General features: G+C 51.7%; 19 protein-coding genes, 2 pseudogenes and 1 other annotated feature. Of the genes and pseudogenes, 9 read left to right on the top strand and 12 right to left on the bottom strand.

All coding sequences use genetic code 11. The features are described from left to right. Nucleotides 1–17 precede the first annotated feature (17 nt). The 3 genes from dnaX to FE839_RS00355 form a co-directional block, all read right to left on the bottom strand. Entirely contained in the window at nt 18–1922 is a 1905-nt protein-coding gene (gene dnaX / locus FE839_RS00345; protein ID WP_138357997.1) for a DNA polymerase III subunit gamma/tau, read from the bottom strand. Next, nucleotides 621–685, bottom strand: a sequence feature (DnaX frameshifting element). It overlaps the preceding gene by 65 nt. 255 nt (nt 1923–2177) lie before the next feature. Further along, nucleotides 2178–2729, bottom strand: a complete 552-nt coding sequence (gene apt / locus FE839_RS00350) for an adenine phosphoribosyltransferase (RefSeq protein WP_138357999.1) — start codon at nt 2727–2729, stop codon at nt 2178–2180. Nucleotides 2730–2879: 150 nt separating this feature from the next. Further along, nucleotides 2880–3257, bottom strand: coding sequence for a DUF454 family protein (locus FE839_RS00355; protein ID WP_138358001.1), 378 nt, complete (start codon nt 3255–3257; stop codon nt 2880–2882). A 69-nt stretch (nt 3258–3326) separates the two neighbouring features. On the opposite strand from FE839_RS00355, the gene priC reads away from it, so the two are divergent. Together priC and rsmS are read left to right on the top strand one after the other, a co-directional pair. Beyond that, nucleotides 3327–3854, top strand: a complete 528-nt coding sequence (priC, locus tag FE839_RS00360) for a primosomal replication protein N'' (RefSeq protein WP_138358003.1) — start codon at nt 3327–3329, stop codon at nt 3852–3854. A 14-nt stretch (nt 3855–3868) separates the two neighbouring features. Then, a complete protein-coding gene (rsmS, locus tag FE839_RS00365) occupies nt 3869–4027 on the top strand; it encodes a pleiotropic regulatory protein RsmS (protein WP_138358005.1) in 159 nt (52 codons plus the stop codon). 166 nt (nt 4028–4193) lie between these two features. Here the strand turns inward: rsmS and mscK are convergent, their stop codons facing one another. Together mscK and acrR are read right to left on the bottom strand one after the other, a co-directional pair. Then, the gene (gene mscK / locus FE839_RS00370; RefSeq protein WP_138358007.1) at nt 4194–7538 is read right to left on the bottom strand and encodes a mechanosensitive channel MscK; all 3345 of its coding nucleotides are present in this window, start codon (nt 7536–7538) and stop codon (nt 4194–4196) included. Between the two features lie 132 nt (nt 7539–7670). Continuing rightward, complete coding sequence (gene acrR / locus FE839_RS00375) at nt 7671–8321, bottom strand: multidrug efflux transporter transcriptional repressor AcrR (protein WP_138358009.1); 651 nt, start codon at nt 8319–8321, stop codon at nt 7671–7673. Nucleotides 8322–8490: 169 nt separating this feature from the next. Between acrR and acrA the strand changes: the two genes are divergently transcribed. The 5 genes from acrA to FE839_RS00400 all read left to right on the top strand — a co-directional run bounded on the left by acrA (nt 8491) and on the right by FE839_RS00400 (nt 15551). After that, nucleotides 8491–9672, top strand: a complete 1182-nt coding sequence (gene acrA / locus FE839_RS00380) for a multidrug efflux RND transporter periplasmic adaptor subunit AcrA (protein ID WP_138358011.1) — start codon at nt 8491–8493, stop codon at nt 9670–9672. Between the two features lie 34 nt (nt 9673–9706). Beyond that, entirely contained in the window at nt 9707–12853 is a 3147-nt protein-coding gene (acrB, locus tag FE839_RS00385; protein ID WP_138358013.1) for a multidrug efflux RND transporter permease subunit AcrB, read from the top strand. Nucleotides 12854–13891: 1038 nt separating this feature from the next. Next, on the top strand, nt 13892–14266 hold the full coding sequence (gene tomB / locus FE839_RS00390) for an Hha toxicity modulator TomB (protein WP_138358015.1): 375 nt from the start codon (nt 13892–13894) through the stop codon (nt 14264–14266). A gap of 26 nt (nt 14267–14292) precedes the next feature. Next, nucleotides 14293–14511: an HHA domain-containing protein gene (locus tag FE839_RS00395; protein ID WP_138358017.1), complete on the top strand. Its 219-nt coding sequence runs from the start codon at nt 14293–14295 to the stop codon at nt 14509–14511. A gap of 569 nt (nt 14512–15080) precedes the next feature. Then, nucleotides 15081–15551, top strand: coding sequence for a YlaC family protein (locus tag FE839_RS00400; RefSeq protein WP_138358019.1), 471 nt, complete (start codon nt 15081–15083; stop codon nt 15549–15551). A gap of 100 nt (nt 15552–15651) precedes the next feature. Here the strand turns inward: FE839_RS00400 and FE839_RS25055 are convergent. Next, nucleotides 15652–16032, bottom strand: a pseudogene (locus FE839_RS25055) (PLP-dependent aminotransferase family protein); the annotation flags it as partial. Between FE839_RS25055 and FE839_RS00405 the strand changes: the two are divergent. Beyond that, nucleotides 16015–16341: pseudogene (locus tag FE839_RS00405) on the top strand (GNAT family N-acetyltransferase); the annotation flags it as partial. The pseudogenes FE839_RS25055 and FE839_RS00405 sit on opposite strands and share 18 nt — an antisense overlap. Here the strand turns inward: FE839_RS00405 and ykgO are convergent. From ykgO to FE839_RS00420, 3 genes are all read right to left on the bottom strand, one after another. After that, nucleotides 16338–16478: a type B 50S ribosomal protein L36 gene (gene ykgO / locus FE839_RS00410; protein ID WP_003859006.1), complete on the bottom strand. Its 141-nt coding sequence runs from the start codon at nt 16476–16478 to the stop codon at nt 16338–16340. The pseudogene FE839_RS00405 and the gene ykgO sit on opposite strands and share 4 nt — an antisense overlap. Next, on the bottom strand, nt 16478–16741 hold the full coding sequence (locus tag FE839_RS00415) for a type B 50S ribosomal protein L31 (RefSeq protein ID WP_138358321.1): 264 nt from the start codon (nt 16739–16741) through the stop codon (nt 16478–16480). Before FE839_RS00415 ends, ykgO begins: the two co-directional genes overlap by 1 nt. Nucleotides 16742–16859: 118 nt before the next feature. Further along, on the bottom strand, nt 16860–17933 hold the full coding sequence (locus FE839_RS00420) for a LacI family DNA-binding transcriptional regulator (RefSeq protein WP_138358021.1): 1074 nt from the start codon (nt 17931–17933) through the stop codon (nt 16860–16862). A 268-nt stretch (nt 17934–18201) separates the two neighbouring features. Between FE839_RS00420 and FE839_RS00425 the strand changes: the two genes are divergently transcribed. Continuing rightward, nucleotides 18202–19473 (top strand): maltoporin, encoded by a 1272-nt coding sequence (locus FE839_RS00425; RefSeq protein ID WP_138358023.1) that lies wholly within the window; start codon nt 18202–18204, stop codon nt 19471–19473. 120 nt (nt 19474–19593) lie between these two features. On the opposite strand, the gene FE839_RS00430 is transcribed toward FE839_RS00425, so the two are convergent. From FE839_RS00430 to FE839_RS00440, 3 genes are all read right to left on the bottom strand, one after another. After that, the gene (locus FE839_RS00430; RefSeq protein ID WP_138358025.1) at nt 19594–19908 is read right to left on the bottom strand and encodes a PTS sugar transporter subunit IIB; all 315 of its coding nucleotides are present in this window, start codon (nt 19906–19908) and stop codon (nt 19594–19596) included. Between the two features lie 65 nt (nt 19909–19973). Continuing rightward, nucleotides 19974–22031, bottom strand: coding sequence for a beta-galactosidase (locus FE839_RS00435; protein WP_138358027.1), 2058 nt, complete (start codon nt 22029–22031; stop codon nt 19974–19976). 31 nt (nt 22032–22062) lie between these two features. After that, entirely contained in the window at nt 22063–23265 is a 1203-nt protein-coding gene (locus FE839_RS00440) for a glycoside hydrolase family 53 protein (protein ID WP_138358029.1), read from the bottom strand. Between the last annotated feature and the right edge of the window lies 1 nt (nt 23266).

Here is a 23266-nt window from a genome sequence, read left to right on the forward strand (position 1 = left end):
GCAAGCCACGCTTACGATCAAATGGGGCGAATACTCTCTTCATCCAGTTCCGCGTCAAAGAATCGACGTAGCGTCTGAATGTTGTTATCCGCAACAATCGACTCACGCGCCTGCGCGAGTTTCTCTTCATAAATCGCCTGACGCCACTCCAGCGGCGTGCGCACCGCGGGATTATCATCTTCAACGATGGTCAGTTCAACCGTCGAGCCCGTTAGAGCACTCAATGCTTCCGCCAGCTTTTGCTGCGCGCCAGCAGAGTTGAGGTGTCGCTGCGCAGTCCGCAGATGCAGACAAATCGTATTGCCGTTCTCCTCTTTCCAGGCGTTTAACGCCACCTGTTCCACCAGCTTCGGCAGGGAGAGCTGGCTAATTTGCGCCGCCCACGGATCGCGTTCAATCGCTTCCGCGGCCAGTTTCGCCGCCAGTTCCGGCGTTTTCTCATGCTCCAGCGCCTTTTTCAGCGCTTTTGGCGTTGCCGCCTCTTCTTTTACTGCTTCGACAACCGTCGTCGCTTTCCAGCGATAGGCTTCTTTCTTCGCCGGCGCAGTTTCCAGAGCCGCTGCCGCCGGGCGCGCCTGCACGCGCTCGGTAATCGAACTCAGTCGTTCAAGCGCGGCGTTATTCACCGGCCGCGCGCGGGAAGCGGCTGCCGGTTCACTCTTTTTTGAGCGGGGCGCTCCCTGGCTGCGCTGTAGCTGGCTGCGGGCCGCCAGCACCTGGCTGGTGGTCTGCGGCAGATTCTGCGGCGGCTGTCCAACGGGTGCCGGGGCAACCTGCGCGACAGGGGCGGCCGGAGTAACCCGCGCCGGTGGCGTTTCCGGCTCCGGTAGCGGCAGGCGCGGATGAAAGGCCAGCGCGCGTAGCAGCGTCATTTCGACCCCCATTCTCCTGTCCGGCGCATAGGGCAACTCTTTACGGCCAATCAACAACGTTTGATAGTACAGCTGGACATCGCCTGGCGGCACCGTGCGCGCCAGCTCGCGCATCCGCAGTTCCACGACAGCCATATCGGTGCCCAGCGCCGAGGGCGAGAGCTGAACCATGGCAATACGGTGCAACAGGCTAAGCATCTCAACCAGTAAGGCTTCCCACTCCACGCCACGCGCGGCCGCCTCATTGACGCCGGCCATCACGCGCTCGCCGTCGGCGGCAACCAGCGCCTCAATCAGCGAAAGCGCCTGATCGTCGTCAAGAGTGCCAAGCATGGCGCTAACGGACTCGGTCGTCAGACGGCCGTCGCCGCTGGCGATTGCCTGGTCGGTCAGACTTAACGCATCGCGCAGGCTGCCGTCCGCCGCACGTGACAGTAATTGCAGCGCCCGCGGTTCAAAAGCAATCTGCTCCGCGCCGAGAATATGCTCCAGCTGATGGCGAATTTGCTCAACGTCCAGCGCCTTCAGATGGAACTGCAAACACCGGGAAAGAATGGTCACCGGCAGCTTTTGCGGATCAGTGGTCGCCAGCAGGAATTTAACGTGCGCGGGCGGCTCCTCCAGCGTTTTTAACAACGCGTTGAAGCTGTGGCGCGACAGCATGTGGACTTCATCGATCAGATAAACTTTGAAGCGACCGCGGGCTGGCGCGTACTGAACGTTATCCAGCAGGTCGCGGGTATCTTCGACTTTGGTGCGCGAGGCGGCGTCGATCTCAATCAGATCGACAAAGCGCCCCTGCTCGATTTCACGGCAGTTATCACAGACGCCGCACGGCGTGGCGGTAATACCGGTTTCGCAGTTTAGCCCTTTCGCCAGCAGACGGGCGATAGAGGTTTTACCGACGCCGCGGGTACCGGAAAAAAGATACGCGTGATGAATACGCCCTAACGACAAGCCGTTCGCCAGTGCGGTCAACACATGTTCCTGGCCGACAACGTCAGCAAAGGTTTGTGGGCGCCATTTACGGGCCAGGACCTGATAACTCATGGGCTAACTCTGAAACGCTGGAAGGTGGATACATAGGGGGAATGCTAACACAACCTCGCAAATACAGCGAGGTTGCCAGGTTAGATTCAGGCCTTATCGTGGCAGCCAGTCAGGTGACGGACAGCACGCAAAAGCCTGAGCGTACAGGTCATACGTGAGGATTTATTCGCTACGCTCACCCTTTTGGGTATTCAAAACGCAAATACGTTTTGTCAGGCCTGACCAGGGCCAAAATGGCAAATAAGGTAGCCTGAATCAGTGTCCCGGGAAAGGAACCAGACTATAGCTATTAATCTCCTGTTTCTCCAGACGCTGCTCGCCGCCCAGATCGAACAGATTGATAATAAAGGCCGCGTCATGCACTTCACCGCCCAGACGGCGGATCAGCTTCACGGTCGCTTCAATCGTGCCGCCGGTCGCCAGCAGATCGTCAACCACCAACACCTTATCGCCCGGTTTGATGGCATCGACGTGGATTTCCAGCTGGTCGGTGCCGTACTCCAGCTCATAGCTTTCAGCGATAGTTTCACGCGGCAACTTACCCGGCTTGCGTACCGGAACAAAACCGACGCCCAGCGCCAGCGCAACCGGTGCGCCAAACAGGAAACCACGCGCCTCGGTGCCCACCACTTTAGTAATACCCGCGTCTTTATAACGCTCGGACAGCAGATTAATGCTGAGCGCGTAAGCGTTCGGGTCTTCCAGCAAGCTGGTGACATCCCGGAAAAGGATGCCCGGCTTCGGGTAATCCTGGATGCTTTTGATGCTGTTCTTCAGATATTCAAGCTGCTGTGCAGTCGCGGTCATAAGTTTATGCCTGATTAAAACGGTATTACTCACGGGCATATCAGCCTGGCCAAAGAAACATTTGTTTAACCTTTGACCGGGTTTACCCGTACTCGAAAACGCCAGAATTTACTGTCTGTCTGCGTCAATTGCAACCATCATTATTGCGCATCAGCGCTTTTGTTGTTTTGCATCAACCACCGGAATACGCCACATAAATATCAGCAAACAGGCCAGAATAAGCAGCAGTAAAATGCGCACCCATGTAAGATGAACCAGCCACAGGGAAATGGCAAAGGTCAGCAGAATCATCGCCACCGCCCGCGGCTTAGCGCCTGGCGGCATCGCGCGGTATTTTTGCCAGTGACGCAGGTAGCCGCCAAACCATGAGCGATACAAAAGCCAATGGTGAAAGCGCGGCGACGAGCGGGCAAAACACCACGCAGCGAGCAGAATAAACGGCGTCGTTGGCAGTAAAGGTAAAAACAGGCCCAGCGTCCCCAGCACTACCGCCAGCCAGCCAATGATGATTAAAATAATTCGAGGCATAATGCGAATCGTTATCAAGATGATGAGGCTAATGTAGCACAGTTGTTTATCAGAGGAGGGAGACGTTATTTGAAAACGACCCGGCTTTTACATTCGCTGGAACATCAACTGGCGGATCTGGCAACACAGGTTGCGCCGCTGGCCAATCACACGACGCTCAGTCCACGGTTTGATCGCCAGTTGTTCCGTGCCCGTAGCACACAAATGCAGGCTTATCTTGATGAGGCTAAAGCGCACTTTAATGCGCTACAACAGGCGGTCGAGCGTCAGCAGCTACCGCAAGTCGCCTGGCTGTCGGAACGTCTCGTCGCCCAAATATCAGCGATCGGCCGGGAGACAGCCACCTGGTCATTACGCGCCTGGGACAGCGCTTCACCGATGCTTAATCGTTGGCAGCGCAGACGTATACAGCATCAGGAATACGAACGACGATTGCTGGCCATGAGAAACGATCGTCAGCGCCAGCTGACGCAAGCGACGAGTCCGGAAGAGCAGCATCGGCTGGCAAAAGAGGTGGAGATCTACGCCGGACGTTTAGCCCGCTGTCGCGATGCGCTGGAAAAAATTGAAGCCAGGCTGGCCCGCTTAACACGCTAACCGCAGGAGGTGATATGTCGCTGGAAAATGCGCCTGAGGAAGTCAAACTGGCGGTCGATTTAATTATGCTGCTTGAAGAGAATAAGATCCCGGCGCAAACCGTACTCGCCGCGCTGGAGATTGTTCGTCAGGACTATGAAAACAAAATAAAAAGCGCGGAATCCTCCTCGTAATAAACACAGAAGCCGTCAGTGGTCAGCGCATTAAGGGTGTCAATGTCGTTGTCAGGTGATGAGTGTTTTTGCCGGTGTAAACCTGAAAACGCGCAGCCACGCACGCCAACCCGAAGTATGGCTGAGTATAGAGAAGGCGGCGCGTCGGCCGCCCCTCACGACATCATTAGCCAATCACCGGAGAGGCATCGCCATCCTGGCCGTCACGCTTCACTTCTGTCACTTCATCGCCTTTTGCATTACGCAGATGAACCTCCAGTTGGTTGAAGGCGATATCGATATTATTCTCGCGACACAAACGGTCGATAGCGCGGTTAAGCTCATCCACCGCGTAGCTACGGTCGCGCAGTTCACGCACGTACAGGCGTAGTTCATGATCGAGCGTGCTGGCGCCGAAGGTAGTAAAGAAGACCGATGGCGCGGGCTCCTGCATCACTTTCGGATGCTCCTGAGCCGCCTTCAGTAGCACCGCTTTCACCTTATCGAGGTCCGAACCATAGGCCACGCCAAGACGGATCACCACGCGGGTTACGGTGTCGGAAAGCGACCAGTTGATCAAACGCTCCGTAACGAAAGCCTTATTGGGAATAATGACCTCTTTACGGTCAAAATCGGTGATGGTGGTGGCACGGATACGAATCTTACTGACGGTACCGGAAAACGTGCCAATGGTCACCGTATCGCCAATACGCACCGGGCGTTCAAACAAAATAATCAAACCAGAGACAAAGTTACCGAAAATTTCCTGTAAGCCGAAGCCAAGGCCAACCGACAGTGCCGCCGCCAGCCATTGCAATTTATCCCATGAGACGCCGAGTGAACCAAATACCGTCATCGCGCCAATCACAATAATGGCGTAGTTCAGGATAGTGGTAATTGCGTATGACGCCCCCTGGCGCATATTCAGCCGCGAGAGCACCAGCACTTCGAGCAAGCCAGGTAAGTTGCGAATCAGCGCCCAGGCCACCATCAAGGCGACAATGGCAAACAACAAACTGCCCATCGTGACGCTTTTCACGACATTACGCCCGGCCTCGGTCGCGTTGTAGTGCCACAGCGTAATGCTGTCGAGATAGGCGAAAACGGTGATGAGATCGGACCAGATTGCCCAGAACAGCACCGCAAACAGCGCGATCATCACCAGCATCGTAATACGCAGCGTCTGCTGGTTGACCTGCTCCAGAGCAATGGTGGGTTCTTCCTGCGGCTCAGCGCCCTCGGCCCCTTCTTTGACCAGGTGCTGACGGCGCGCCAGCGCGCGTCGCCAGGCAATACGCCGGGCGGCGACGCTCAAACCGCGCAGTACAGTCTGGTAAAGCAGATTCCACAGCATGACCAGATAAACGGTGTCAATCCAGCGGCCCGCGAGGCGCAGGGTGGTGTAGAAATAGCCTGTCGCCGTCAGCACCATAAGCGCGATAGGTACGATCGACAGTACAGTAACGATGATAAGGCGAAGGTTGTGGGACGCTTTATCGCGCCAGCTTTCCCGACATATCGGTAAAACAAGCACCGCAATCAGCAGCAGATTGAGGAAAATAACGCACTGCCCGATGACATCATCCATTAGATGCAGCGGCGACAGTTCCGACATGACTGACCAGAAGTTTAACGGCAGCAGAGCAAGGCTGACGCGGACAATCTGTCGCCGCCAGTGGCTGGTTAATCGTGACGGCATCGTAAAATGGTTTACCGCCACGCCGTCTTTTTCCAGCACCTTCCAGCACAGGCCAAATACCAGCCAGAAAAATGCCAGCTTTTTACTATAAGCCCAAAGCAAATCGCTGATATTTAGTTGCATTGTCAGCAAAATCAGGCCAATAGCCAGAATCAGCAGCACCACAGGTAATGCTCTGATCAGATCAATCAGAATCGCTTTCGGCGTATGGAGCTGGGTATCATTGCGCAGTTGCCCGACCTGCGATGCCAGTTTCGCCTGATACGCTTTTAGCCACTGCAGACGCCAGCGAATAAGCCCGGCAATCAGCAGCAGCGGCAAACCGGCAAGAAACGCGATAAAGACGGAAGGCCAGGCTTTTTCCCAGTTCACTTTAATTTTCATTGAGTTAAACTGGTCCTTCAGCGCTTCAGGGAACGCTTTAATCCATTCCCAGTCCATCGGTCGATTGCTGTTTACCCAAAAAATCTGCTGAGTCAGGATAGCTTTCAGGTTCGTCGAAACGCTGATTAACTGCTGCTGATTCACCTGCAGGTTAATCGCCATCATCAGTTGGTTACCCAGCTGTTTGTTCAACTGATCGAGCAGTTCCCGGCGCATATCAACAATTTCCAGAAGCGCATCGTGCACCTCGGGATTCACATCGCTACTATGACCGTCTTCCATCTTCGCGACAAACGCATCGCTCTGGAATAACGCATCACGCTGCTGATTAATCTCAAACTGTTCCAGACGCAGGTCGGCGATACGATTGGTCATATCGCCCAGTTCCTCTGCGGAAGGCAGGGTTTGCTGCTGTTGATAAAGAATACGCGACAGCAACAGGCTGCCTTTCAGCACGGAGATCTGCTCTTTAATATCGCGCTCCGATTGCAGCGCCCGATCGAGCCAGGTTTTCACTTTGATATTACGCTGGACCAGCTGATTACCGTCTTCCGTCGCCGAAATAAGCCTTTCGCTAAGTTGATGGTTTATATCCAGTTCTTGTTTCACCAGCGGGTTAGCCTGAATACGCGCGGTTTCATCCGGCGACGCCGCTTCCTGAGCGGTCTTTTCAGTGAGCGTCAAGCGCTTACTGTTAACCGCTTCCTGCAATAGCTGAAGCTGGTGCTCCAGACGGTTGCTGTTAGCGGTGACATAATCACGCTGTTTTTGCAGGGTATCCTGCAACACAGTGTTGCCCTCCAGGCTTTTGCGCTGTTGGTCTATCTGCGCATTCAGTAACGCCTGCTGCGCCAGCAGCAAATTTTGCTGACTGGGGCGTAACGCCTCCTCCCCTGCAGAGGTACCATTCAGGCGGTTACGGATCTGTTGCAACTGCTGCGACGCTGAATACATCGCATTTTGCACACGCTCCGGCTGCGTCTGCAGGGAGACTAACTGGCTGTTATAAGCCGCCAAATCGTTCTGCGCGTTTTGCAAATCATCCAGCATCTCAGAGACGCGCGACTCCAGCTGGCGCAGCGACAAGGTGCTCAACGTTTTACGCGTGGTTTCATCATCAGGCACATCACTCAATGCATTCAGGCTATTGATAGCCTGATTCATTTTTGCCGGCGCCTGCGCGACCTTCTGACGCAATTGTGCCGTTTCCGACTTTACGTGTTCAATTTTATCGAGGATTTCCAGGGTCTGGGTCAGATCTTGCTGAACCAGCTTGTCCTGCGCGGTCAGCTCTTTTTGCTTGTTCAACGTATTGAGCTGGCTCTGGACTTCAGATCGCTCAGGTAAATCAGCCGCAATCGCTTGATTAATGCGACTCAGGCTGACAAAAAAAATCAGGGTAATAATGAACGCAGACAGGGCGTTTCGCCAACGGATAGTGTGCAGCATAGTGTTAACATGAGTGGTTGCAAAAGCCGGAGAATACCGGGGATCGTCGCAGCGCGCAGAATAGCACTTCTGACACCGCGCGAATAGCGGCAGACAGCAGGAAAAATTCCCCCCCCTGTCTCGCCAGCCGGCTTAATCGCCTGAACCTTCAGGACACCGTAATGAAGGGCAAAATTGATACATTTCAAGCAGCGTGACGACATATTCCCGCGCTTCTTTTTGCAGATCGAATGCATTCGGCGCCAGCAGCCAGTTTTCCATCAGACCGGAAAGGTAGCTACGCATTAAAATCGCCGCCCGGCGGGTGCGCAAATTGTCCGGCAACAGTTTCGCCGCAATGCATTCCTTCAGCGTTTGTTCGATACGCTCGTAATTCTCAAGACATAGACTACGCTGTGCTTGTTGAAGCGTGACCATTTCACCCACGAATTCACATTTATGGAAGAGAATTTCCATCATCAACCGCCGACGTTTCTCTGTCACCGTTGCTTCAAGGATATACACTAAGATCTCGCGGACAACTGACAGTGGATCGTTGGGAAATTTTGCCCGATACTCAACTTCGAGATCATTAATATTTGCTTCTGAAAGTAACCATATTTCATTAAATAAATCTGATTTATTTTTGAAATGCCAGTAGATAGCACCCCTCGTCACCCCGGCGGCTTTTGCAATTGCCGCCAGCGAGGTAGAAGATACCCCTTGCTGCGAAAAGAGATGCAGGGCGGCATCAAGAATTTGTTGCCGGGTCTCAAGCGCCTGTTGTTTGGTTTTTCGTGCCATAGGTCGGTGAGTTTACAGAGGTTACGTTTACATGCATTTGTGAATGTATGTACCATAACGTGACCATAGAAAGCATGTACCATAGCATGACCATAATAGAAACACAGTAGTGGGTTTGTGGTCAGTTGAGCCACTGAACAATTTGAAATTGGACACTCGAGGTTTACATATGAACAAAAACAGAGGGTTTAGGCCTCTGGCGGTCGTTCTGATGCTCTCAGGCAGCTTAGCGCTAACAGGATGTGATGATAAACCGGCGCAGCAAGGAGCCCAGCAAATGCCGGAAGTCGGTGTTGTGACTCTCAAATCTGCTCCTCTACAAATCACTACAGAACTGCCAGGCCGTACCAGCGCCTACCGCGTTGCGGAAGTTCGTCCCCAGGTGAGCGGTATTATTCTCAAGCGTAACTTCATTGAAGGCAGTGATATCAAGGCAGGCGAGTCTCTTTATCAAATTGATCCAGCGACCTATCAGGCCACCTACGAAAGCGCGAAAGGCGATTTAGCAAAAGCGCAGGCAGCGGCGAATATAGACCGATTGACGGTTAAACGTTATCAAAAACTGTTAGGGACTAAATACATTAGCCAGCAGGATTACGATACCGCCGTGGCAACCGCTCAGCAGAGCGATGCCGCCGTCGTCGCCGCCAAGGCCGCAGTAGAAACCGCGCGCATCAATCTGGCGTACACCAAAGTCACCTCTCCGATTAGCGGCCGTATTGGCAAATCGACGGTGACGGAAGGCGCTCTGGTACAAAACGGCCAAACTACCGCGCTGGCGACTGTACAGCAGTTAGATCCTATCTATGTCGACGTGACCCAATCGAGCAATGATTTTCTGCGCCTGAAACAGGAACTGGCCAGCGGCCAGTTGCAGCAGGAAAACGGCAAAGCGAAAGTTGAGCTGGTCACGAGCGACGGTGTGAAATATCCGCAGGTCGGGACGCTGGAGTTCTCCGACGTCACCGTCGACCAGACGACCGGCTCTATTACACTACGCGCGATCTTCCCGAATCCTGATCACACCCTGTTGCCAGGTATGTTCGTCCGCGCACGCCTGGAAGAAGGCGTTAATCCTGATGCATTGCTGGTTCCTCAACAGGGCGTAACCCGAACCCCTCGTGGCGATGCGAGCGCGATGGTTGTTGGTGAAGGCGATAAAGTCGAGGTCCGCCAGATTACAACCACTCAGGCAATTGGCGATAAATGGCTGGTCACCAAAGGATTAAAAACGGGCGATCGCTTAATTGTCACCGGCCTGCAAAAAGTCAAACCAGGCGTACAGGTGAAAGCGCAGGAAGTCGTTTCTGACGATAAACAGCAAGCCGCAGGCAACGCTCAGTCAGAATAAACCAGGTCTTAACTTAAACAGGAGCCGTTAAGACATGTCTAATTTCTTTATCGATCGCCCTATCTTTGCGTGGGTGCTCGCCATCATTATCATGTTGGCAGGGGGGCTTGCGATCCTCAAACTGCCGGTTGCGCAATATCCAACGATTGCGCCGCCGGCGGTGACGATCTCCGCGACCTACCCTGGCGCAGATGCGAAAACCGTACAGGATACGGTAACGCAGGTTATCGAGCAGAACATGAACGGTATCGATAACCTGATGTACATGTCCTCAAACAGTGACTCCACAGGTACCGTGCAAATCACTCTGACATTCGAGTCCGGGACGAATGCCGATATCGCCCAGGTGCAGGTGCAGAACAAACTGCAACTGGCTATGCCGCTGCTGCCTCAGGAAGTTCAACAGCAGGGGGTTAGCGTTGAGAAGTCATCCAGTTCCTTCCTGATGGTCGTGGGCGTCATTAACACCAACGGCACCATGACCCAGGAAGATATCTCTGACTATGTTGCGGCGAACATGAAAGACGCGATCAGCCGTACGCCAGGGGTGGGTGACGTGCAACTGTTTGGTTCACAGTACGCGATGCGTATCTGGATGGACCCCATCAAGCTGAACAACTTCCAGCTTACCCCGGTGGATGTCATTAGCGCGATCACCGCGCAAAACGCTCAGGTCGCCGCCGGCCAACTTGGCGGTACGCCGCCAGTGAAAGGCCAGCAATTGAACGCCTCCATCATCGCGCAAACGCGTCTGACCTCAACGGAAGAGTTCGGTAAAATTCTGCTCAAAGTCAACCAGGATGGTTCTCAGGTTCGCCTGCGTGATGTCGCCAAAATTGAACTGGGCGGTGAAAGCTATGACGTCATTGCGAAATTCAACGGCCAGCCAGCGTCAGGTCTGGGGATCAAACTGGCGACCGGCGCGAACGCGCTGGATACCGCCAGCGCTATTCGGGCACAGTTGAAAAAGATGGAACCGTTCTTCCCCTCAGGGCTGAAGATCGTCTACCCGTATGACACCACGCCATTCGTGAAAATCTCAATTAACGAAGTGGTGAAAACACTGGCAGAAGCCATCATTCTCGTGTTCCTGGTCATGTACTTGTTCCTGCAAAACTTCCGCGCGACGTTAATTCCGACCATCGCCGTGCCGGTGGTGCTGTTAGGGACATTTGCCGTGCTTTCGGTATTCGGCTACTCGATAAACACGTTAACGATGTTCGCGATGGTGCTCGCCATCGGCCTGTTGGTGGATGACGCCATCGTGGTAGTAGAGAACGTCGAGCGTGTCATGTCCGAAGAGGGATTGCCGCCAAAAGAAGCCACGCGAAGATCGATGGGACAGATTCAGGGCGCGCTGGTGGGTATTGCGATGGTGTTGTCCGCGGTATTTATCCCGATGGCCTTCTTCGGCGGTTCTACCGGCGCTATCTATCGTCAGTTCTCCATCACCATTGTTTCCGCAATGGCGCTGTCAGTGCTGGTCGCTTTGATCCTGACCCCGGCCCTGTGCGCGACCATGCTTAAGCCGGTCGCGAAAGGCAGCCACGGCGCAACCAAAGGTTTCTTTGGCTGGTTCAACAACATGTTCGAGAAGAGTACACACCATTACACCGATAGCGTAGGCAATATCCTGCGTAGTACCGGTCGTTATCTGGTGCTGTATCTGATCATCGTTGTCGGGATGGCCTGGCTGTTTGTTCGTCTGCCCAGCTCGTTCCTGCCAGATGAAGATCAGGGGGTCTTTCTGAGCATGGCGCAGTTACCCGCCGGTGCGACCCAGGAGCGGACGCAGAAAGTTCTCGATGAGATGACCAACTACTATCTCACCAAAGAGAAAAACAACGTTAAATCTGTATTCGCCGTTAACGGCTTTGGTTTCGCAGGCCGTGGGCAAAACACCGGTATTGTCTTCGTCTCGTTGAAGGACTGGAGCCAGCGACCAGGTAAAGAGAACAAGGTTGATGCGATTACCGCCCGCGCCATGGGCTACTTCTCGCAGATTAAAGACGCGATGGTGTTCGCCTTTAACCTGCCTGCAATCGTCGAACTGGGTACCGCAACAGGTTTTGACTTCGAGTTAATTGACCAGGCCGGTCTGGGACATGAAAAACTGACCCAGGCGCGTAATCAGCTGTTTGGTATGGTCGCTCAGCATCCTGATGTATTGACCGGGGTGCGTCCGAACGGTATGGAAGATACCCCGCAATTCAAGATCGATATCGACCAGGAAAAAGCGCAGGCGCTGGGTGTTTCTATCAGCGATATTAACACAACGCTGGGCGCTGCATGGGGCGGTAGCTACGTCAACGATTTCATCGACCGCGGTCGTGTGAAAAAAGTTTACGTCATGTCGGAAGCCAAATATCGCATGCTGCCGGAGGATCTCGGTGACTGGTACGTACGCGGCAGCGACGGGCAAATGGTCCCCTTCTCCGCCTTCTCAACCTCTCACTGGGAGTACGGCTCACCGCGTCTGGAACGCTATAACGGTCTTCCTTCAATGGAAATCCTCGGCCAGGCGGCGCCCGGTAAGAGTACCGGTGAAGCGATGAATATGATGGAAGAACTGGCAAGTAAACTGCCTGCTGGTATCGGCTATGACTGGACCGGTATGTCCTATCAGGAACGTTTGTCAGGTAACCAGGCGCCTGCACTGTACGCGATCTCACTGATTGTCGTCTTCTTGTGTCTGGCGGCGCTGTACGAAAGCTGGTCTATTCCATTCTCGGTTATGCTGGTTGTGCCGTTAGGGGTTGTCGGTGCGCTGCTGGCCGCAAGCTCGCGCGGATTGACTAACGACGTTTACTTCCAGGTAGGTCTGCTCACTACCATTGGGCTGTCGGCGAAGAATGCGATCCTGATTGTTGAATTCGCCAAAGACCTGATGGATAAAGAGGGCAAAGGCCTGATTGAAGCGACGCTGGAAGCGGTGCGTATGCGTCTGCGACCAATCCTGATGACCTCTCTGGCGTTTATCCTGGGGGTCATGCCGCTGGTTATCAGTTCCGGTGCAGGCTCCGGTGCGCAGAATGCCGTTGGTACTGGCGTCATGGGTGGGATGGTGACCGCGACGGTTCTGGCCATTTTCTTCGTGCCGGTATTCTTCGTGGTGGTTCGTCGCCGCTTTAGCAAAAAAAGTGAAGATATTGAGCACAATCATACGATTGAACATCATTAATCTTACGCTAAGGGCTGCATCCGCAGCCCTTTTTTTGCTGCCCTTTTAAAGCGCACACATTGCCACTATTTATTTAAAAAAAAACAATATATAATATTTAATTATATGTTATATGATTTACACCTTAAATAATTCAAGTTTCTGGACAAAACGGCTAACCGTTTTAAACAGCGCTTACGTAGTAGCCCTGAAGACCGGATCATGCAGCAAGTAAGATAGCCTTATTGAGTTTCCAGTGATTCAAATGACAAACCGCTCAGTAACAGATTTCAACACTGTCTGCAACGGCCCTGTAAGGTGAGTCCCCGGGATAAGCCACATAACGCCCAGACAACACTTAAGCCACCGGCATTAAACGGACATATATGTCATTTTTCTCCAATATCGCTCTCTCTATACTCACCAGGAATATTCTCATTCATTGATACTGAGAATATCGGGTGAAGAGACGGCCAGAGCTTAAACATAAAAAACGCGGCGTTTTGATCTGCATAGCAAGGCTATAATCGTTACACGGTTCCCCAATGACGGTCGCTGTTTATGCCTTCAGGGATCGTAATGCCAGACGCTGGTGCCAGAGAGCACATCCAAAAGATAATCCTATGACCAGAAAGGCATTTATGCCGTACGCAGAACCCTGCGGCCTGATACAGAGAACCTGAATCGCGTCTCTGCCATGCAAAACCATCCGCTTCATACGAACAGTTGAGTTTGATGAAAATTCATCGGTACTTTTCTTAAAAAATAGATAAACTACAACGCGGGCATCCCTCAATAACATTGAAAACTGCCGGCTAACCTGATGAAATATAAGCTCACTCTTCCCTTTCCGCCCAGGTTAATGTCACGATATAATAAAAATCCGGGTGCCGTGATAAATGATAATTGTAATTTTTCGTAATAGCACGATGAAATGTTTTTAGGAGTGGATTATAATTAAAAAGTAAGATTACAATGTATGTGTCAGGTCTGTTAGTCGTGTTCATCCCACAACGGTGTTGATAGTCGTCGTTTAAACCACTTAAAAGGGGATGCGTTATGGACGAATACTCGCCAAAAAGGCATGATATTGCACAACTTAGATTTCTCTGTGAAACCCTGTATCATGATTGTCTTGCAAACCTGGAAGAAAGTAACCACGGTTGGGTTAATGATCCGACTTCGGCTATCAATCTTCAACTAAATGACTTGATCGAGCACATTGCCGCGTTCGCACTTAATTATAAAATTAAGTACGCTGAAGAGAATAAACTGGTAACCCAGCTTGACGAATACCTGGATGATACTTTCGTCCTGTTCAGCAACTACGGCATTAACACGGCCGATCTACAGAAATGGCGTAAATCGGGAAACCGGTTATTCCGTAGCTTTGTGAACGCCTGCCGGGAAAACCCGGTCAGTCTTTCTTGTTAGCATTATTACAATTAAAGGGTGAATTTATGTCCACTAAAACATTAACCAAAATAGACTATTTGATGCGTTTACGACGCTGTCAGACAATTGATACGCTGGAGCGTGTAATTGAAAAAAATAAATATGAACTTTCCGATAATGAACTGGCGGTATTTTACTCAGCGGCCGACCATCGCCTTGCTGAGTTGACGATGAATAAGCTGTACGACAAAATTCCTCCTTCAGTCTGGAAATTTATCCGCTAGTGCATTTCGAATGAAAGTTGAATGACCTTTACCGTAAACATCATCCCCTGATACAGATAATAAATGTGGAGTCATTCATATATGTTAGCCAACTCCGGTAATGAAACCGGTTTCATTATGTGCTGTGGCGGCATACGCAATCCATAAATAAAGCAGCCGCCGTGAAATGAACATCAGATGATCGTCGGTGAGAGCCATCTCGCTGGGGTGTTTTGCTGCGAGCCTTTCGCCTGCCTGCCAGGTGTCTTGTGGTACATTACAGTGATTCAGCCCCCGAAGAAGAAATGTTAAGGGAAACAGGCCCGGCGAGACGATGCGGAGCGCATTTATTGATAGTCCGCAACGATGATAACGACGCGAGTTCCTCAGAAAAATGACGCTCCCCGCCGCAGTCGACGGTAACTGTTATGCTTTTCTACAACCAATCTGTTACTTTCCCCTGTGTTTTGCGCAACATAAAATAACCTCAGGCTGGGCCAGACCAGGGTACATGGATGGGCTGCGCCATCCGCGGCCAACGCATATGCAACTTGCAGTGTGACTGGGTATAGCAGAATTTGAGGAATAAGATGACAGAAATACAGCAACTGCTGAAGAACACCATTGATGAGCTTAATATAAAGGAGAAACGCGACAACCGTCCGCGTTTTAGTATTAGCTTTATTCGTCATCACCCGTGGCTGTTTGTTGCCATGTACGCGGCTTTCCTGGCCACACTCGTTGTGATGATGCGTTCAGAAACGCTGGTAGACTCCGTGTGGCTGCTTATCGTCCTGTTCGTTCTGCTAAACGGTTTTTTCTTCTTTGATGTCTATCCCCGCTATCGCTACGAGGATATTGATGTACTGGACTTTCGCGTTTGCTACAACGGCGAATGGTACAACACCCGATTTGTTCCCAACCAGCTGATCGAGCGTATCCTGCAATCCCCCCGCGTCGCCGATAAACAAAAAACGCAGTTGCGGAAAATGATTGATACCAAAGGTGAGCTTTCATTCTACGATGTATTTTCTCTTACCCGCGACGGAACGGCCCAATAAGACGATTCAGCGTCCGCAACGCCGGAATAAAATGCGCGGCGGACGTATTACCGTAGCCCAAAACCAAGCCGCTTCTGGCGTTTTTCGCGTCAAGATAAAAACGGCTTAACGCTGCCAGATGACGGGCAATCGCCTGCCATAGCCTCCGGTTCTCCTTGCGTGTCGCCAGAGCCCAACAATACGCCCCCCTCTTCACGCAATAACTTGTCAAGGAGCCGACGCCAGATAAAAAGCGGGAAATAATTCACTGCAGGGACACCCGGCGTAAAGTGTAACGTTGGCGAGTCATGATGCGTGCCTGTCTATCATGTCTGCAAACGCTCAGAGAGCACGACAATCAGCTCTTCCTCGTTATCCTTTCCCAGTGATTTCAGCGCTGCAACATACGTTTCCTGATGGCTATGCCGCAGATATCCTTCGGTTGCTCCAGGGCGCTGTCGAGAGTATTGCGCGACGACCTCAGCCGCTTCGCCATAGCACGGCAATGGCAACCGAAGCCCAGTGGCTGCTGATGCGTTACGTGTTTGAAACTCTCGGCTATCGCCGCTACGAGTGGAAATGTAATAGCCTGAACGAGCCTTCTCGTCGGACGGCGCTGCGGCTGGGATTTCAGTACGAGGGGCGCTTTCGGCAGGCGCTGGTGGTAAAAGGCCACAATCGCGATACCGACTGGTTTTCCATTATCGATAGCGAGTGGCCGCGAATTGATAAAGCGATACGGCAATGGCTGGCCGCCGACAATTTCAGCGCCGACGGCCAACAGTTACGCAGACTGGAAAGTTTCCGTTAACGTCTTTTTTTACGTCCCTGCACGGCCTTAAAGCGGGGATTACTTTTGCAAATCACGTACAGCCGCCCTTTGCGCTTAACGATCTGGCAATCCGGGTGGCGCTGTTTGGCGCTGCGTAAGGAATTAAGTACCTGCATTATTTGCTCCTTTTCGCATCAAGAAAGCCACCGAAACGCTGGCGGAAGCGCGCGGTACTGCCTTCATTGTTGAACGTTTTCTGTTTGCCAGTGTAATAAGGATGCGATTTGGACGACACATCAATTGTTACATAGGGATACGTGACGCCTTCCAGTTCAATCTCACGTTCAGTTTTAATCGTTGAACCGACTTTAAAATACTCGTTGGCGCTGGTGTCATGAAAGACCACCGTGCGGTAGTGCGGATGAATATTGGGTTTCATCATGGCCTCAATAATATGTTATAACATAACAATAAAATACGCCAGACCGATACAAAGATCAACCATGACAACTCCGTGGGTAATAGAGAGTCGGCGGCACTGGCCGCCCTTCTCCGGATTAAGGATTTAACTGATGCGCCAGCACCCGTAGCTGCTCGGCAATAGATTGCAGGTTTTTACCAGATTCCGTTTTAGGCCCGCTAGAGTGGCGTACCACCAGACGAGCCGGGAGAATAGAAGATGTATGGGATGTCTCGTTATCGCCGCTATCAAGGATGCGACGCACGGCTTCTTTTCCCTGCAGATCAAGATCCAACGATACGGTTGTTAGCGCCGGATAAAAGAAAGAGCTTTCATAAGTATCATCGTAACCAATGACTGACTTTTCTCCCGGGATCGGTACCTGATGCTGATGAAACGCGCTCAGCACGCCAAGCGCCATCTGGTCATTGCCCACCAGAACCGCAGTAAAGTTTGGCGTTTCACGCAGCATTTGTAGCGCCCCCGCATAACCACTCTGCGCATCCCAGTTACCGCGAATCACCGTTACTGGCTGTAGCCCATAACTTTCCAGCGTCTCTATCCAGCTTTTCAAACGTAATCTTGCCGATACCGAGCTTTCAGGCCCGGCCAGTACGGCGATCTCCCGATGACCCATTTCATACAGGTATTTGACGCTGGCCCGGGTACCATCAGCCGGATTAAACGAAACGTTAAACACAGAACTATAGGGATCAACATCCAAAAAAAGACAGACGATATCATCGTTATCAACCGCAATTTTCTGTGCTTTTTCAGTCTCAAGCGGCACATTGATGATAACCTTATCTACCCGCTGGGACTTCAGTTCATTGATCGAATCCTGAATACTTTGGTTGACGCTCTCATCGATCATTGAAATAAGCACCTGATACCCTTCCATATTCGCATAGCGTTTCACCGCCGCAGCAACCTGGGACGGCGCATGCAATGCAAGGGAAGTCGTCACCAGACCCACGGTATGACTCCGCTTACCGACCAGTTGTTGTGCCAGACGATTAGGGACATACCGCAATTCTTTAATGGATTTCTCTACCTTACTGCGCGTGGCTTTGGATACATTAGCAGACTTATTGAGTACCCTGGACACGGTCTGATAGGAGACACCCGCATGGCGGGCAACATCTTCTAAGGTCGCGCTTTTAGACTTCATGGTCCGGTTCCTTATATTGTTATCCCTGGATTGTAACAGGGGCAATTTTAAAAAACGCCCATTGCAGCACTTCCTGAACAACAATCCTCACAAAAAGTATGACGTTCACAATACAACAAAATGTGAATAGACTCACTACCCGTAACAAAACCCGCTTATTTATTTGCAGTTAATCACACTATAGCGATCATCCATTTGCCTGGACTCTGATTTAGGACTTTTATGACACTTGTTATGTGAACGTAATACAAAAAATAAGAGGAATGACATGAACACTACGCTACGCACACTCTCCGTTGCGTTGGCCGCTGCGCTGATTTCACCATCCGTGTTTGCCGCTTCCGCTACAGTCCCGGGTATCGATTTTCATGGTTATCTGCGCGCCGGAGTTGGGGTCTCCGGTGACGGAAGTGAAGCCGAATGGCAAAAAAATAAACTGGGACGTCTGGGTAATGAATCCGATACCTATGGCGAGCTGGAGTTAGGTTCAGAAGTTTACAAAAAAGACGACGTCAGTTTTTATCTCGACAGCATGGTCAGCATGGTGTCTGATGGCTCTAACGATAACGAAACAACGCTGGATGATGATGCGCAGTTCGGCCTACGTCAGTTGAACCTGCAAATCAAAGGCCTGATTCCCGGCGATCCGAATGCCGTCATTTGGGGCGGTAAACGCTACTATCAGCGCCACGATCTCCACATCATCGACACCAAATACTGGAACATTTCCGGTTCCGGCGCGGGGATTGAAAATTACACATTCGGCCCAGGCGCCGTCTCATTTGCCTGGATCCGCGGAGACGCCAACGACGTTGACTATCGCGTCGATGGCGACAGCAACGTCAACATTAATTACCTCGATCTACGCTACGCAGGCTGGAAGCCCTGGTCCGGTTCATGGACAGAATTTGGTATCGATTATGCGATGCCGAACACCACCAAGAAGCAAGACACCTACGGCGGGCTATATGATGCTGAAAATGGCGTTATGCTGACCGGTGAAATCAGTCAGGATATGCTGGGCGGCTACAACAAGACGGTGTTGCAGTATGCGAATAAAGGGCTGGCGCAAAACATGGTCTCCCAGGGCGGCGGCTGGTATGACATGTGGCACTACGTTAATGACGCCACCGGCTATCGCGTGATCAATACGGGTTTAATCCCGATTACCGACAAATTCTCCGTTAACCATGTACTGACCTGGGGATCGGCGGATAACATTACTGAGTACACGGATAAAACGCGTATGATCTCGCTGGTGGCTCGCGGGCAATATCAGTTCACCGACTACGTGCGTCTGATTGGCGAAGTGGGCGGTTTTTACCAGAAAGATAGCTACAAGAACAATACCGATTACAAACAGGCAGGTGAAAAATACACCATTGCACTGGGTCTGGCGGATGGTCCAGACTTTATGTCACGCCCGGAACTGCGTATTTTCGCATCCTGGCTGAATGATTCTGAGAATGGTAAGCCGTTCGAAGATCAAACAGCCAACAATACGTGGAACTTTGGTGTCCAGGTAGAAGCCTGGTGGTAATGATATTTAAATCTGTTTTATCTCCCACTGTAAGGTCGTTAATTACCCTCCGGTAATCATTATTGCCATTGAATGCTTGCTATATTTTCGGGATAACCCATTATTGGGTTATCCCATTTTTTATTTACGGCTGGCAAAGTGTTCATCAAGTAATTGTCGCAAGGCATCAGACTGCTTCCCGAATATAGCATGTACCTGTTGCCCAAGAATAATTACACCAAGCGCCCCCTGCTGCTGCAAAGACCGGGAATCAATAACCGCCAGATTATTTACCGTAACCCGTAAACGGGTAATACAGGCATCAACATTAATAATGTTGCTCTCACCGCCAAAGGCCTGAATTAAATTTTCAATCTGTTGTTGTTCCGCATGACTCAACGGTTCCATCTTACGGGGTTGAGAAAAATAATTCAGAAAGGATTTCAAACTCACCATAACAGACTCCTGACAGACAGATAAAAAAACGCCTGCTCTCAGGGGCAGGCGCGGGTAAAGAAAAATTACGCGTTACGGCTAAGGACACGACAATCCCATGCATTTAACGTTAACGGCCCATTCAGCGCCGTCGCGGTAAGACTATCCTGATAGCCCTGCGGCAGGGTTACGCTATGCTGCTGTGCGCTGAAGTTTTGCAGGAATACGTACGTGGTTTCACCATCGGTACGCGCGGTCGCCACCACGCCTGGCGGGAATTCGACTTCAACCGCACGCGGCAGCGCCAGTTCTTCGCTGAGAGTGGCAAAGAGATCCCGCTGGAAGGCCAGATCGTTGCGCGAAGCCACATGCCAGGCCTTGCCCTTGCCGAAGTGGTTCACGGTGACCGCCGGTCTTCCTGCGTAAAAATCATCGCGGTAGGTCGCCAGCGGTTGCGCCGTTTCGGTATGAATCAGTTCACACAGATGGCGTACCTGATACGGTCCCTGCAATCCGCCTTCATTGCCAGCCAGGCCCTGCACAAGATTACGTTCACCATCATTCAGACAGTCGATCTCCTCCGCCCAGATACCCAGCAATTTACGTAGCGGGCCAGGGAAACCACCGAGATGGCACAGGTCCGATTCGTTAACAATCCCCGTCCAGTATGTTGTCACTAAATGGCCGCCGTTAGCCACAAACGCCTCGGCACGTTCGGCAAAGCCGTCGCGAACCATATATAACATCGGCGCAATGACCAGTTGATAAGCGCTCAGATCAACGTCAGCATCAATAATATCAACCGCGATACCCTGTTCCCAGAACGGACGGTAGTGCTCGTTGACGGTATTTTCATACTCCATGCCGAGATTACGCGGCCCCTGCGCATCATCCAGCGCCCAGCGGTTTTGCTGGTCGAAAATAATCGCGACTTTAGCCTCTGTTCTGCACCCCACCACGCCCTGGAGCTTGCTTAACATATCACCGAGTTTAGTGACTTCACGGCCCACGCGCGTGTCCAGATGGCCGACATGGTCGATAACCGCACCATGAAACTTCTCCACCGAACCGCGACTCTTGCGCCACTGAAAATACTGCACTGAATCAGCGCCGTGCGCCACCGCCTGCAGGGAAGAGAGAATATGCATTCCCGGCTTCTTCAGCTTACTGGTCGGCTGCCAGTTGGTCGTGCTCGGCGTGGATTCCATCAATACAAAAGGTTTCCCCCCTTTCAGGCTGCGCATCATGTCGTGATACATGGCGGTGTAGCAGGCCAGCGTGGTTTCGTCTTTATCACGGTGCCACATGGGATAACTGTCCCATGAGATAAAGTCCAGCGTCTGCGCCAGTTGCCAGTAGTCGTAATCGTAGAAATACTCCATGAAGTTGGTTGTGACCGGCAGGTCGGCATTCGCCGCTTTCAGCGGGGCGATTTCATGACGACAGAAGTCAGTCACCTGCGCGGTATTGAAACGATGCCAGTCAAGGTTGAGGCCATGAATTGAGATCTCCCCCTGCGGAGCCGGAGATTCAATCTGCGACCAGTCGCTATAAGTATGGCTCCAGAAAGTGCTCCACCAGGCATGATTGAGGTTATCCAGCGTTTTGTAGCGCGCTTGCAGCCAGTCGCGGAATCGCTGCTGGCACAGATCACAGTGGCACTCGCCGCCATATTCGTTGGAAATATGCCAGCCCAGTACCGCCGGATGATGAGAATAACGCTCTGCCAGCAGCGTATTGATTTTCAAGGTTTTCTCGCGATAAACCGGCGATGACATACAGTGATTATGACGTCCGCCGTGCAGCGCGGGTACGCGATCGCGGCCTACGCGCAGCACCTGAGGGTACTTTTGCGACATCCACGCCGGGCGCGCACCGCTTGGGGTGGCGAGAAACACATGAATGCCAGCGGCATACAATTTATCAAGAATATTATCCAGCCAGCCAAATTCAAATACGCCTTCCTGAGGTTCCAGTTTCGCCCAGCTAAATATTCCCACCGACATGACATTACATTTTGCCTGCTGCATCATGGCAATATCTTTATCAATAATATCGGGGTAGTTCTCCCACTGCTCCGGATTATAGTCGGCGCCATGCAATAGCGCATTGACCTTCGGGCTCAAAGGCGAAAATTTCTTCATAATAAACATCCTGAAATATAAAGCTGAATAATTAATTAAACACTTTCAATGATGGCAATGCTTTTCCCTGGCAATCAAATAGCGCCTGATTTTCCCGCGCATTACCCTCTTTCCACTCATCGTGGATATATTTCATACCGGCAGGCGTCGCCCAGGTATTTCCCGGTACGGCAATCCACGTCGGCTCCCAATAAAAAATACCTTTGCCCCGATGATCCGGAACATCAGCTACCGCCTGCATTAAGTCATGAATATAATTGTATTGCCCCTGGACGGTAGCAGGGTAACCCCCGGCCTTTTCCTCTTTTGCCTGAAAACTGTTTTCGGCGTTATCGCAGTTCTTCAGGGTATAAGCATACGCGGCTTCGACAACAATCACGTCTTTATGATAGCGCTGACTGATATCATCCATATTGGCTTTCAGCGCGCTAATCGGACCATTCCAGTAGGTGTACATCGACAGGCCGATAATGTCATAAGGCACATTGCGTTTGCTGATTTCATCAAACCACCAGCGGAAGGTGTCATTTTTGGTCCCTTCAGCCAGATGGAGCATGATTTTTACCTTCTCACCGTGAGTAAGATTTTCCTTCAGGCCGCTGATAGCGGCATTAAGCAGCCCTGCCAGACGATCGAACTCACCGCCGCCCTGCCCCCAGCTTTTTCCTTCCGGCCACAGTATGCCGCCATTGATTTCGTTGCCGATCTGCACCATATCCGGCAGTACGCCCTCCTGCTTAAAGCGCGCGATCGTGTCACGGGTATAGTCGTGGATCGCGGTTTTCAGCTGTGGATAATCCATTTTTTCCCAGGCTTTCGGTTTGAACTGTTTGCCTGGATCGGTCCAGAAATCACTGTAGTGAAAATCGAGCAGCAACTTCATCCCCTGGGCTTTTGCGCGCTTCGCCAGCGCCAGCGTCGTCGCCAGATCGTTATCCCCGCCGCCATAACGCTGGCCCTGAGCATCTTTAGGATCAACCCACAACCGCAGGCGAACATAATTCACACCATCAGCCTTCAGAATCGCGATCGGGTCTTCAGGCTGATTATTGTGGTTAAAGAACTTTGCGCCGTATTTTTCAGCATCCAGCAGCGTGGAGATATCCGCGCCTTTAATAAAATCGGCAGGCATGTTGCTAAACGGCCTGGTTTGCAGCGTCTCTTCCGCAAGCGTAGTGGCGGAAAATGAGCATGCCAGAGCAACAGCAAACCATACGGGAGGGAATTTTTTCATG

Origin of the sequence: Klebsiella indica, assembly GCF_005860775.1 — a bacterium.
Lineage (GTDB): Bacteria > Pseudomonadota > Gammaproteobacteria > Enterobacterales > Enterobacteriaceae > Klebsiella > Klebsiella indica.

Coding starts and splice junctions, on each gene's coding strand:
- acrA (WP_138358011.1), top strand. CDS start 8,491: ATGAACAAAAACAGAGGGTTTAGGCCTCTGGCGGTCGTTCTGATGCTC.
- ykgO (WP_003859006.1), bottom strand. CDS start 16,478: ATGCAGGTACTTAATTCCTTACGCAGCGCCAAACAGCGCCACCCGGAT.
- tomB (WP_138358015.1), top strand. CDS start 13,892: ATGGACGAATACTCGCCAAAAAGGCATGATATTGCACAACTTAGATTT.
- FE839_RS00430 (WP_138358025.1), bottom strand. CDS start 19,908: ATGGTGAGTTTGAAATCCTTTCTGAATTATTTTTCTCAACCCCGTAAG.
- rsmS (WP_138358005.1), top strand. CDS start 3,869: ATGTCGCTGGAAAATGCGCCTGAGGAAGTCAAACTGGCGGTCGATTTA.
- dnaX (WP_138357997.1), bottom strand. CDS start 1,922: ATGAGTTATCAGGTCCTGGCCCGTAAATGGCGCCCACAAACCTTTGCT.
- acrB (WP_138358013.1), top strand. CDS start 9,707: ATGTCTAATTTCTTTATCGATCGCCCTATCTTTGCGTGGGTGCTCGCC.
- FE839_RS00420 (WP_138358021.1), bottom strand. CDS start 17,933: ATGAAGTCTAAAAGCGCGACCTTAGAAGATGTTGCCCGCCATGCGGGT.
- FE839_RS00415 (WP_138358321.1), bottom strand. CDS start 16,741: ATGAAACCCAATATTCATCCGCACTACCGCACGGTGGTCTTTCATGAC.
- acrR (WP_138358009.1), bottom strand. CDS start 8,321: ATGGCACGAAAAACCAAACAACAGGCGCTTGAGACCCGGCAACAAATT.
- FE839_RS00400 (WP_138358019.1), top strand. CDS start 15,081: ATGACAGAAATACAGCAACTGCTGAAGAACACCATTGATGAGCTTAAT.
- FE839_RS00355 (WP_138358001.1), bottom strand. CDS start 3,257: ATGCCTCGAATTATTTTAATCATCATTGGCTGGCTGGCGGTAGTGCTG.
- FE839_RS00435 (WP_138358027.1), bottom strand. CDS start 22,031: ATGAAGAAATTTTCGCCTTTGAGCCCGAAGGTCAATGCGCTATTGCAT.
- apt (WP_138357999.1), bottom strand. CDS start 2,729: ATGACCGCGACTGCACAGCAGCTTGAATATCTGAAGAACAGCATCAAA.
- FE839_RS00425 (WP_138358023.1), top strand. CDS start 18,202: ATGAACACTACGCTACGCACACTCTCCGTTGCGTTGGCCGCTGCGCTG.
- mscK (WP_138358007.1), bottom strand. CDS start 7,538: ATGCTGCACACTATCCGTTGGCGAAACGCCCTGTCTGCGTTCATTATT.
- FE839_RS00440 (WP_138358029.1), bottom strand. CDS start 23,265: ATGAAAAAATTCCCTCCCGTATGGTTTGCTGTTGCTCTGGCATGCTCA.
- FE839_RS00395 (WP_138358017.1), top strand. CDS start 14,293: ATGTCCACTAAAACATTAACCAAAATAGACTATTTGATGCGTTTACGA.